Here is a 12213-nt window from a genome sequence, read left to right on the forward strand (position 1 = left end):
AATTAAGAATGTTGAGGTTCGTTACAATCTTGAAATTGGTCTGGTGTTTTTCCGCAAAAACCACAAGCTTCGCCTTTCGTATTTAGCATTGGGTTTTGACTTGCACAAGTCCCTGCAAATTCACCGTCTTTTTTTGCCCAAATTTTAATAGCGATACCAGCAATAGCTAACCCTAAAAGGATTAAAGTGAGGACTAATAGTTTCATGTGTTTAATTTTTTACAAAGATACTATTTTTTAGTCATTGATATATTCAAAAATGCCTCGTTTTGTATAACGAGGCATTCTTTTTTGATAATGGGTTTTTATTGAAATATTACTTTTTTAAAGTAATTTCTGCTACAGTTTTTTCAATTGAAGCATTTTTATTTCCTCCTTTAGGTTCAATAGTAATGTTTAATCCTAAAGCATTTTCTGTATATGGTAGCGGAATAAGCTGACTGTCAGATTCACTTAAAACACCTAAACTAACCATTTTGTCTTGTACTTCTGCCCAGATTTGATAGCATTGTTCTTCAGGTAATTGTGGTAAAGAAACCACATCAATCATTGATGTTTTTTCAATAGGATTAATGTATGCAACAGTTTTTAAATTCTTAGCTCTTTCATTACCTTTAATAATATACTTGTGAGTTTCAGGGTTGTTAAGCTGTTTAAATTGTTGCATGATATCACTTAGCATTTTGTTATTCTGCTCAATGTCATTACGTAAATCAAAAATTTCATCTGCTATGATTTCATTTTCACGCAAAAGGTCTTGATTATTCATATAGAACATAAAAGTAGATCCAGCAAAAATTAATGCAGCAATACTAGCAGCAACACCAAAACTATACCAAGACTTGCGTTTAGGTTTAGTTTCTAAAGTGATAACTGGTTGATCATCTAATGCGTTAAGAATGTCGTTTAATAGATGCATAGGCGCATCTACAGCATTACTTTTTGCAACAACTTCTAAGTTTTGTTGTAAAGTTGTATAAGCATCCTTAACCTCTGGATATTTAGAAATATAAGATTCTACCATTTCTGTTTCATCAACAGTAGTTGTTCCTATTAGGTACTTATCTAATAGATCTGAATTTAAAAATGTAATTATTTTATCATTCATGACTTTTTTAATTCTGGATTGTAAATTTTTTTTAATTCACGTAATCCAATTTTTAATCTAGATTTAATCGTTCCAAGTGGAATATCTAATTCATCACTTGCTTCTTGTTGTGTTAAACCTTCAAAAAAGAGTGCGTTTATTACTATTTGATATTTTTCATCTATACTTTTTAGATGCGTTTTTATATCAATAACATCTTCGTTTAAACTCTTTGTTGTTAATCTATATACGTTTGAAGTTTCAATTTGGACTTCTTTACTTGTTTTATTTGATTGAGAACGGACTTTATCTATTGCAGTATTGTAAGCAATTCTATATAACCAAGTAAAGAGTTTTGCTTTTTTTACATCGTAAGTTTTGCCTTTTTTCCAGACTTTAACAAAGGTTTCTTGTAAAGCATCTTGAGCTAGATCAGTATCTGTAATCACCTTTAGTATCACACCATACAATGTGTCTGAGTAATTTTCATACAGCAAGGTAATGGCTTTTTTGTCGCCATTATGTAATAGTTTTACGATCTCTTGTTCTATAGATGTACTCAAAAGTTGATATGATTTAGTTATTTGCTAACTGATAGGCTATCAAAGTTATAGATTTATTTTTGAATATTACAGAATATTTACTTCTGCTTCAATAGAAATATTAAAAATGCGTTTTACTGTTTTTTGAATCAGTTGAGAGAGTTTCAAAATATCTGAGCCTTTTGCATTGTCATAATTTACTAATACTAATGCTTGTTTTTCATGAACACCATAATCACCGAAACGTTTCCCTTTAAAACCAGCTTTCTCAATTAGCCAACCAGCAGGAACCTTTATGGTTGTATTTGACACAGGATAGCTTGGCGCATTAGGGAAATTTTGCTTTAGAGTTTCAAATGATTTTAGCGATATTACAGGGTTCTTAAAAAAACTGCCACTATTTCCAATTTCTTTTGGGTTAGGGAGTTTGCTTTCGCGAATAGCAATCACAGCGTTAGATATATCTTTAATTGTAGGTTTTTTAATTTTCATAGTTTCTAATTGTAACGCAATTGCGCCATAATTAGTATGTAAGCTGTGATTTTGTTTGCTTAATTTAAAAGTTACACTTGTTATAATATACTGCCCTTTTAGTTCTTGTTTGAATATTGAATTTCTATAATCAAATTTACAGTCGGCATTTGAGAAGGACTTTGTTTTAAGTGATGAAATTTCAATGGCTTCACAAGACACAAAATGGTCTTTTAATTCTATACCATAAGCACCTATATTTTGTATAGGAGCTGTGCCAACATTTCCAGGAATTAGAGACAGATTCTCTAATCCGCCAAAATTGTGATTAAGACACCATAAAACAAATTCATGCCAATTTTCTCCTGCCTGTGCTTTTACAATTACAGACGAATCACTTTCAGAAACAATATTAATACCTTTTAAATTGATATGCATTACAAGTGCATCAATATCTTTGGTAAGTAACATATTGCTTCCACCTCCAAGTATAAACCGTTCTTGATACTCCTGAAGTTGTAAGGTGTTTATTAAATCTTCAATAGTATTAATAGAGGTAAAGTGCTTAGCATAGGCATTTATACCAAAAGTATTATAGCCTTTTAAGGATATGTTGTGTTGAACTTGCACTAGTCTTTATATACTTTTAAAGCTTCTTTGATAATGTTTACAGCCTTTATAAGGCTCTCTTTTTTGAGAACATAGGCAATTCTTATTTGGTTTAAACCTACACCTGGAGTTGAGTAAAAACCGCCAGCTGGTGCAACCATAACCGTTTCACCATCTACATCAAAATGCTCTAATAACCATTGTGCAAAAGCATCACTATTTTTTACCGGTAATTCTGCAATACAATAAAAAGCTCCTTTAGGATTGGCCACTTTTACACCTTCAATTTTTTGTAGTTCAGAGATTAAGGTGTTTCTTCTTTCTACATACTCTTCAATAACAGCATCAAAATAGCTTTGAGGCGTTTCTAGAGCAGCTTCACTAGCAATTTGAGCTAAAGTTGGAGGGCTTAATCGTGCCTGAGCAAATTTTAAAGCGGTTTGAATAAGTGCTTTGTTTTTTGAAACTATACAGCCTATCCTAGCGCCACACATACTATAGCGTTTAGAAACAGAATCAATCATTATGGCATGTTCCTCTAAACCTTCTTCTTGCATCACTGAATAATGTGTGTTTCCATCATAGGCAAATTCACGATAAACTTCATCAGCAATTAAAAAGAGATTATGCTTTTTAACGATATGAGCTAATTTTTTAATTTCTTCTTTTGAATATAAATAACCAGTTGGATTTCCTGGGTTACAAATTAGAATAGCTTTAGTTCTTGGTGTAATTAATTTTTCAAACTCTTCGATTGGAGGTAAAGCAAAATTGTCTTCAATTTTTGAAATTACGGGAACAACTTTTACGCCTGAAGCTGTTGAGAAACCATTATAATTGGCATAGAATGGTTCGGGAATGATGATTTCATCATCAGTATCCATAATGCTTCCAAAGGCAAAAAGTAAAGCCTCACTACCTCCAGTTGTTACAATAATGTCATTATGTGAAAGATTAATATGATGTTTCTTATAGTAATTAGCAATTTTTCTTCTATACTCTTCAGAGCCTTCAGATCTCGTATAAGCTAGAACTTCTAATGAATGCGTTTTTACAGCATCTAATGCAATTTGAGGGGTTTTAATATCAGGCTGTCCAATATTAAGATAGTATATCGTTTTTCCTTCTTTTGTAGCTTCTTCAGCAAAAGGAACTAATTTCCTAATAGGAGATTGTGGCATTTGCTGCCCTTTTCTTGAAATTGTTGGCATTTCTTATAATGTTAGTCCACAAAGTTGCAAAAATTATCTTAAAGTTTTTTTAAAAAGCTATACTAAATATTGATTTCAGAATAAAGAATTGTAAATTGATTATTATAAATAATAGCAGTAGCTAATGAAAAAAAAATATTTCTTTTTATGGTTTCTTTTTAGTTTCTGCACTTTTACTTTTTCTCAAAGCAAATTTGTAATTCAAAACAAAAAAAATGCGGATAAAATAAAGTTCAAACTTATTAATAATTTAATCTTAATACCTGTTGAAATTAATGGTGTTGAATTGTCTTTTATTCTTGATACTGGTGTTAGCAAGCCAATTGTATTTAATATTTTAAATGTAAGTGAAACGCTTAAAATAAACAATACAGAAAAAATATTCCTAAGAGGGCTTGGAGAAGGAGAACCTGTTGAAGCCTTACGCTCAAGGAATAATATTATAAAAATTGGAGACGCTATTAATGTGAGTTTAGATTTGTATGCTGTTTATAATTCTAAATTAAATTTTGCACCAAGACTTGGTATGCCTGTGCATGGTATTATTGGCTATGATTTCTTTAAAGATTTTATTGTCGAAATTAATTATTCAGGGAAATATATTAAAATCTATGAAAATGATAAATATCAACATATCGATTGTAAAAACTGCGAGACCTTAAGTCTGGATTTTTTTAATAAAAAACCCTATATACAAGCAGATGTTACTGTAGATGCAGAAAAAATCCCAGTAAAATTATTAATAGATTCTGGAGGTAGCGACGCTTTATGGCTATTTAAAGATAAGGCTCTAGGATTAACTGTTGGTGAAAAAAGTTTTGAAGATTTTTTAGGTCATGGCTTAAATGGAAGCGTGTATGGCCAGCGCTCGAAAATGGAAGCGTTCTCTATAAAAAGTTTTAAATTACCTAATGCTAATGTTGCCTTTCCAGATTCTACTTCTATTTCTTTTGCCAAGAATCATAAGGATAGAAACGGAAGTCTTGCAGGAAACATTTTAAAACGATTTAATATTATAATAGATTATAAAAGAGCTACAATTCAACTTAAAAAGAGCAAGTATTTTAATGAACCGTTTAGCTATAATAAAAGTGGTATCGAACTTGAACATAACGGAATTAGACTTGTACAAGAAGAAAAAAACATAGTGCCAGATATTCGCTCACAAAGATCTAATAAAGATCACACAACACCTGGCGGAAGACTTGTTTTTAGTCGAGAGTATAGGTATTCTATTAAACCAGCGTTTGTTATTGTGGAGTTGCGAAAAGATTCTCCTGCCGAAAAGGTAGGCTTACGGATTAATGATGTTATTTTAAGAGTGAACTCTAAAGATGCATCAGATTATACTTTGCAAGAAGTAACCCAATTCTTTTATGAAAAGGCAGGAAAGACCATAAGGTTAAAAATTGATAGAGATGGTGAAATGTTAAATTTTCAATTTAAATTAGAAAGTGTATTAGAATAAAAAAAGCTGTTTGCAGAGTGCAAACAGCTTTTTTTAAAGAGTTATTAAAAAACCTAGTTTTCCATAACACTTTTTTCTCTTTTTTCAAGAACACTTGTTTTTTCAGGATCAATAACCTCACCTTTAATTTTTAAGGCTACTGTAGGTGTGTCTGCGTTAGAAAGTACAGTAATGGTCTTTCTAATTGGCATTACACGCTTTGTATCGTATTTAACTTGAATTTCACCATCTTCTCCTGGCATAATTGGGCCATCAGGCTTTTTAGGCACAGTGCAACCACAACTAGAAGAAACCTTAGAAATAATAAGTGGCGCATCTCCTGTATTTGTGAACACGAATGTTCTAACACCATCAGCACCTTTTTCTATAGTTCCATAATCTATAGTAGTGTCTTTAAATTCAATCTTAGCTACTTTGTCTTGAGCACTAATTGAAAAACTAAATAATCCGATAAATAAAATTGTTATTAATTGTTTCATCATTTTGATTTTTAATTTGATTGTAAACTTACTTACTTTTTAAGCAATCTGCAAAATTATTAGACGTAATGCATGAGTGTGAATGCAATCAGCCTATATAAATGTATATTAATTACTTTAATATAATTTCACAAAACACAAAATATAAGTACTTTTGCATGATATATTTCAAAAACTATTCCAAAGTATGAGTATTCCATCAAAATATGATGCAAATAGCGTAGAAAGCAAGTGGTACAGCTACTGGATGAAACATAATTATTTTCACTCCACGCCAGATGACAGAGAGCCCTATACGATTGTTATTCCTCCACCAAATGTTACTGGTGTGCTACACATGGGACACATGCTTAATAATACGATTCAAGATGTTCTTATTCGTCGAGCACGTTTATTAGGAAAAAATGCATGTTGGGTTCCTGGTACAGATCATGCATCTATTGCGACTGAAGCTAAGGTGGTTGCTAAATTAAAGGAGCAAGGTATTGACAAAAATGATTTGTCAAGAGATGAGTTTTTAGCTCACGCTTGGGATTGGACCCACGAGTATGGTGGCGTTATTTTAGAGCAGCTAAAAAAATTAGGTTGTTCTTGTGATTGGGATAGAACAAAATTCACAATGGATGACGATATGTCTGAAGCTGTCATTAAAGTGTTTGTTGATTTGTTTGATAAAGGCTTGATTTATCGTGGTTATCGCATGGTAAATTGGGATCCTGAAGCTAAAACAACCTTATCTGATGAAGAAGTGATTCATGAAGAGCGTCAAGGGTTATTGTATTATATCAATTATAAAATTGAAGGCAGTAATGATGTATTAACCATTGCAACCACACGTCCAGAAACTATTTTTGGAGATACAGCAATTTGTATTAATCCTAATGATGAACGTTTCTCTCACTTACGTGGAAAAAAAGCCATTGTGCCTATTTGTAATCGTGTCATTCCAATTATTGAAGACGCGTATGTTGATGTTGAATTTGGTACAGGATGTTTGAAGGTGACACCTGCTCATGATGAAAATGATAAGAATTTAGGTGATAAGCACAATTTAGAAGTAATAGATATCTTTAATGAAGATGCGTCATTAAATAGCTTCGGATTGCATTATGAAGGGCAAGATCGTTTTGTGGCGAGAAAAGCAGTGGCTAAAGAGTTAGAAGATAATGAGGCTTTAGTTAAAACTGAAACTCATATTAATAAAGTAGGGACTTCAGAGCGTACCAAAGCAGTTATCGAACCGCGTTTAAGTGACCAATGGTTTCTTAAAATGGAAGATTTAGTAAAACCTGCAATTAAAGCAGTTCTTGGTGAAGATGCCGAAATTAAATTGTTTCCAAAAAAATTCGAAAACACGTATCGTCACTGGATGGAGAATATTCGTGATTGGAATATCTCACGTCAATTGCTTTGGGGACAACAAATTCCTGCCTATTTCTATGGTGATGGAAAAGAAGATTTTGTCGTTGCAGAAACTATTGAACAAGCTTTAGAAAAAGCAAAAAAAATAACCAACAACCAACACTTAACCACTAACGATTTAAAGCAAGACACAGACGCTTTAGATACGTGGTTCTCTTCTTGGTTATGGCCAATGTCTGTCTTTGATGGTATTCGTAATCCTGAAAACGAAGAGATTAAATATTATTATCCGACCAACGATTTAGTAACTGGTCCAGATATTTTATTTTTTTGGGTCGCACGTATGATTATTGCTGGTTACGAGTATAAAGACGAAAAGCCTTTTAATAATGTGTATCTCACAGGTTTGGTTCGCGATAAGCAACGCCGAAAGATGAGTAAATCTTTAGGAAACTCTCCTGATGCTTTAAAATTAATTGAAGATTATGGCGCTGGAGGTGTTCGTGTTGGCTTGTTATTAAGCTCTGCTGCTGGAAACGATTTGATGTTTGACGAAGCCTTATGCCAACAAGGAAAAGGTTTTGGGAATAAAATATGGAATGCCTATCGTTTAGTTGATGGTTGGGAAGTTGATGAAAACATTGAGCAACCAAAAGCAAGTCAAATAGCTATTGAATGGTATGAATCTAAGTTTCAAAAAGCGTTAATAGATATTGAAGATCATTTCAGCAAATATAGATTGAGTGATGCTTTAATGACAACTTATAAATTAATATATGATGATTTCTGTGGTTGGTTTTTAGAAATGGTAAAACCAGGATATCAACAACCTATCGATGCAAAAACATTAAAAAGTGTGATTACTATTTTTGAAGATAATTTAAAAATAGTACATCCTTTTATGCCATTTATAACAGAAGATATTTGGCATTATATTGCTGAAAGAACACCAGAGGAAGCGTTAATCATTTCAAAATGGCCTGAAACTAAAGCCATTAATGAAACTTTAATTTCTGAATTTGATTTTGCTTCTGAAGTCATTTCTGGAATACGTACCATTCGAAAAGAAAAGAATATAGCCTTTAAAGATACTATTGGTTTCTCTGTAATAAATAATGAAAGAGCGAGTACAACCTTTGATGCTGTTATTGCTAAATTAGGAAACCTTGAAGCTATAAATTACACCACAGAAACTATAGAAGGTGCTTTAACCTATCGTGTGAAATCAAATGAGTATTTTATACCTATGGTTGGTGCAATAGATATCGAGGCTGAGGTTAAAAAACTAACAGAAGAACTCAACTATACAGAAGGGTTCTTAAAATCGGTTCAAAAGAAATTATCTAATGAGCGTTTTGTTGCTGGTGCTCCAGAACAAGTTGTCGCTAGTGAGAAGAAAAAAGAAGCTGATGCATTAGCTAAAATTGAAACTTTAAAAACGAGTTTAGCCTCTTTAAACTAAAATGACTAAAAGAAAGCTATACACTTTTATTGCTATTATAATTCTAGTAGGTGTGTATGCTTATGATGCCTATTTTGACCATCAAGTAGCAGAAGAAATTATTGAAGAAGGTACTTCTGTAAAAACAGAGACCAACGCGTATTTTTTGCCAACAAGTACAACTGGACAAGTTGTCCACCATGAAGGCTATTCTTTAAGCTATAGCGAGCCTCATGAACAGGCTGAATGGGTGGCTTACGAATTAAAAAAATCGCATTTATCTAGTACAAATTTTAAACGCCCTTATTTTGAAATAGATAAAGCGGTGAAATCAGGTGCTGCTCATTGGCGTAATTATAAAAACTCTGGTTATGATCGAGGGCATCTTTGTCCTGCAGGAGATCGTAAATACAGTCAATTTGCACATGATGAAACTTTTTTAACCTCTAATATTTCTCCTCAAAAGCATGATTTTAATTCAGGTGTTTGGAATCGTTTAGAGCAAAAAACACGCTATTGGGCAAATAAATATGATGGTGTATTTGTAGTGTCTGGAGGAATTTTAAAAGGACAAATGAAAACGATTGGTGAAGAAAAAGTGTCTGTGCCTAATCAGTTTTATAAAGTGTTAATCGATAATAATTCTGGACAGACTAAAATGTTAGCTTTTTTAATGCCTCATAAAAATTCTGACGAGCCTCTATACAAATTTGTGGTTTCTGTTGATGAGGTGGAAGAACTTACAGGCATTGATTTTTTTGCAGAATTAGATGATGCTGTAGAAAATAAATTAGAAGCATCGAATAGCTATAAAAATTGGAGTTTTAATTAAACTTGTTAAGAATACCTTTCCATCGCAGCTTTCTAATAAAATCACCTTGATCTTTAGTGACTAAATAATCAGCCTTGTTTTTTTTAGCTTTAAAATATCCAGAAATATAATCTCTAAATAGTGAAAAACGTTTCTTTTTATAAGCGAGTTTTAATGCAGAAATAAGAGTGATTATAAAGCCGTATCGCATTTTATACATGGCTTCGCCTTGTAAATATTTAGAGGATTCATTATAGCTAAGACCTGTTGGTTTTAAATGCTTCACATGTAGTGACTCATCAGTTAAAATTTCCCAGTTATGATATTTTGCTAATAACTCATCAACAGTATCCCAACCCATAGATGTTTTTAGTTGTCCGATCTGGTTAAAGCACTCTTTTTTGTATGCTTTAAGAGCGCCGCGAATGTGATCTTTACGAGTTAAATTCTCTAAAATCCATTCATTATTCTTTTCAATATAACAGAAACCTGAAGCCATTCCTAGCTTTTCGTTTGCTTTAAAATGATTCGCTAATTGTTCTAAATAATTTTTAGGAAAGATTAAATCGGCATCAAATTTACATATCACATCATAGTTGTTATCTAAAGATTCAAAACCTTTATAAAAGGCATTTATAATTTTGCTTCCTGGCAAATGTTGGTCTGAAGATTTTGAATGCAATAGCTTAACCCAATCATATGTTGAAGTGTAACGTTCGACAATAGATTGTGTGAGGTCTGAAGAGTTATCATTCACAACCACAACACGTTTTGGAAGTAAAGTTTGACTGGCTATGGATTCTAAAGTTTGCGCTATAAAATCTTGCTCGTTATGTGCAGGAATGATGATGTAAAAATTCAAAATTTAATTTTAGATAACAAATTTGGAGATTAAATGTAACTTAGATTCAGGTACAAAGAAACAATTTCTTATGCCATCATCAACATTACGCTTAATTGTAGGTACTTTTTTTAATCCTTTAGGAGTATGATTAAAAAAGTAATAATTTATTGAATTAAAATAAAAATCTAATTCAGGCTCAATATTATTAAATAAAGTTTCACAAATAATAATAGGCTGAAATTTTACTATACTTTCTTTTCCGGAGTTTAAAATATCTACCTCAGTGCCCTCAGTATCAATCTTTATAAGATCAATGTTCTCAATAGATTCATCCTCAATGAATTTGTTTAGGGTTTCAGAATGCACTGAGTTTTTAATGAAATTACGAGAGGTTGTTTTTGTACCTGCATTTCCTTCTCCTGCTAAATTATACTTTAAGTATTGATATTTTACATTTTCAACTTCATAAAAATCTATTTTTCCAGTAGTATTAGATAGTGCAATATTTTTATGTATTATATTATTTTCAAAATGGTTAAGCTTAATATTTTTCTGTAAATAATGCTTAGGCCCTTTTGCTGGTTCAAAAGCATAAGCCTTAATTTTAGGATTAGCTTTAATTGCTAATAAAGAGTAGTATCCAATATTAGACCCAATATCTAAAAAAACACTTATGTCTTTAGATAGAGATTCAAATATTTTAGAATATTCAAAAGATTTATAGCCATTCCAAAATAACAATTGAGTTAAATAGCTAGTTTGATTAGTCTCCATTTTTAAATTACCCGAATCAGTTTTTAAATTAATTATTCCTGATGGAGGAATTTTTATTTTATTTAATAGTAAATCTTTAAATAAATAATTTAAATTTCTAATGATATAATTTAATTTAGGATGATAAATAAGTCTATAGAAGATATTTATAAAAAAATTCATTATTGTTTTTTTTATTACCTTGTAAATATATATACATTATAAAGAAGATTAAAATAATTTTATTTCTTAAAACTTGAGAAAAATGTAAAAACAAATGAAGCTCATATACATTATATTCTTTCTTGTATGCACTAATTTATTTCCTCAAGATTTAAACGACAATTTACTCCTTCATTATTCATTTAATGGCGATGTTATTGATGCAAGCATAAATGATAATCATGGTGTTAACTTTGGGGCAACTTTCGGTATTGACCGATTAGGTAACCCTAATTCTGCTATATATTTTGATGGTGTTAATGACTATATTAATTTCCCAAATACTGCGCAATTAAAGCCTGAATTACCAATTTCTTTTTCGTTTTGGATTAAATATGAAAGTTTTAGTTTAGATGATAGAGAGGTGTTTAATACTTCTTTTGAAGAAGATAGAAATACAGGAGTGTTTTTTAATTCTCAAGCATCTACAGGTAATTATGCAATCAATTTTGGTGATGGATCATATAGCTATTTATCTTCAACGAGAAGAAGTTTTGTTACAAATGTAGCTATTGACACTAATGTTTGGCATCATATTATCATAATTGTCAATTCTGCGACTAATATGAAAATATATGTTGATTGTTTAGAAAATGGAGGAAGTTATTCAGGTACTGGAGGTGCTCTACAATACTCAACAGGTCCTGGCTGTATAGGAAGACATGATAGAGATTTAGGTGTTCCTGCTAATTATTTTAAAGGGGCAATTGATGATTTTAGATATTGGGATAGGGCACTTACAGATGATAATATTGCTGAGTTATTAGGTGTAAGCTATAGCCTTTTTAATTCAGAAGACCCAACAGATTGTTCTTTAGCTGATGGTAGTATTACCATTTCAGATTTGAATGCAAGTACAGACTACACCGTGACTTATAATTATTTAGGAACACCAGTAACAGTGATGCAAATGT

Annotated in this window: 12 protein-coding genes; 4 read left to right on the top strand and 8 right to left on the bottom strand. The window is 31.5% G+C overall.

Features of this window, described 5'->3' with window-relative positions:
• Window positions 1-2: 2 nt before the first annotated feature.
• The 5 genes from ACFS5M_RS05175 to ACFS5M_RS05195 all read right to left on the bottom strand — a co-directional run bounded on the left by ACFS5M_RS05175 (window position 3) and on the right by ACFS5M_RS05195 (window position 3919).
• Window positions 3-206, bottom strand: a complete 204-nt coding sequence (locus ACFS5M_RS05175; RefSeq protein ID WP_183486473.1) for a membrane or secreted protein — start codon at window positions 204-206, stop codon at window positions 3-5.
• A gap of 109 nt (window positions 207-315) precedes the next feature.
• On the bottom strand, window positions 316-1107 hold the full coding sequence (locus tag ACFS5M_RS05180; protein WP_183486475.1) for an anti-sigma factor domain-containing protein: 792 nt from the start codon (window positions 1105-1107) through the stop codon (window positions 316-318).
• On the bottom strand, window positions 1104-1649 hold the full coding sequence (locus ACFS5M_RS05185) for an RNA polymerase sigma factor (protein WP_183486477.1): 546 nt from the start codon (window positions 1647-1649) through the stop codon (window positions 1104-1106). The genes ACFS5M_RS05180 and ACFS5M_RS05185 overlap by 4 nt, the downstream gene beginning before the upstream one ends.
• Window positions 1650-1715: 66 nt before the next feature.
• Complete coding sequence (gene murB / locus ACFS5M_RS05190) at window positions 1716-2729, bottom strand: UDP-N-acetylmuramate dehydrogenase (protein ID WP_183486479.1); 1014 nt, start codon at window positions 2727-2729, stop codon at window positions 1716-1718.
• On the bottom strand, window positions 2729-3919 hold the full coding sequence (locus tag ACFS5M_RS05195) for a pyridoxal phosphate-dependent aminotransferase (protein WP_183486481.1): 1191 nt from the start codon (window positions 3917-3919) through the stop codon (window positions 2729-2731). The genes murB and ACFS5M_RS05195 overlap by 1 nt, the downstream gene beginning before the upstream one ends.
• 124 nt (window positions 3920-4043) lie before the next feature.
• Between ACFS5M_RS05195 and ACFS5M_RS05200 the strand changes: the two genes are divergently transcribed.
• On the top strand, window positions 4044-5387 hold the full coding sequence (locus ACFS5M_RS05200; protein WP_183486483.1) for a retropepsin-like aspartic protease: 1344 nt from the start codon (window positions 4044-4046) through the stop codon (window positions 5385-5387).
• Between the two features lie 53 nt (window positions 5388-5440).
• Here the strand turns inward: ACFS5M_RS05200 and ACFS5M_RS05205 are convergent, their stop codons facing one another.
• Window positions 5441-5866 (bottom strand): DUF1573 domain-containing protein, encoded by a 426-nt coding sequence (locus ACFS5M_RS05205; protein ID WP_183486485.1) that lies wholly within the window; start codon window positions 5864-5866, stop codon window positions 5441-5443.
• A gap of 187 nt (window positions 5867-6053) precedes the next feature.
• Here ACFS5M_RS05205 and ACFS5M_RS05210 point away from each other — a divergent pair, with 187 nt between their 5' ends.
• On the top strand, window positions 6054-8690 hold the full coding sequence (locus ACFS5M_RS05210; protein ID WP_183486487.1) for a valine--tRNA ligase: 2637 nt from the start codon (window positions 6054-6056) through the stop codon (window positions 8688-8690).
• 1 nt (window position 8691) lies between these two features.
• Window positions 8692-9501: a DNA/RNA non-specific endonuclease gene (locus tag ACFS5M_RS05215; protein WP_183486489.1), complete on the top strand. Its 810-nt coding sequence runs from the start codon at window positions 8692-8694 to the stop codon at window positions 9499-9501.
• Here ACFS5M_RS05215 and ACFS5M_RS05220 read toward each other — a convergent pair.
• Both ACFS5M_RS05220 and ACFS5M_RS05225 read right to left on the bottom strand, forming a co-directional pair.
• Window positions 9494-10342, bottom strand: coding sequence for a glycosyltransferase (locus tag ACFS5M_RS05220; RefSeq protein WP_183486491.1), 849 nt, complete (start codon window positions 10340-10342; stop codon window positions 9494-9496). The two genes, ACFS5M_RS05215 and ACFS5M_RS05220, sit on opposite strands and share 8 nt — an antisense overlap.
• A gap of 9 nt (window positions 10343-10351) precedes the next feature.
• Complete coding sequence (locus tag ACFS5M_RS05225; protein WP_183486493.1) at window positions 10352-11260, bottom strand: FkbM family methyltransferase; 909 nt, start codon at window positions 11258-11260, stop codon at window positions 10352-10354.
• Between the two features lie 94 nt (window positions 11261-11354).
• Here ACFS5M_RS05225 and ACFS5M_RS05230 point away from each other — a divergent pair.
• The coding region (locus ACFS5M_RS05230; RefSeq protein WP_379898098.1) for a LamG domain-containing protein at window positions 11355-12213 on the top strand (859 nt) is incomplete at its 3' end.

Source organism: Lacinutrix iliipiscaria, assembly GCF_042686125.1.
Taxonomy (GTDB): Bacteria; Bacteroidota; Bacteroidia; order Flavobacteriales; family Flavobacteriaceae; genus Oceanihabitans; species Oceanihabitans iliipiscarium.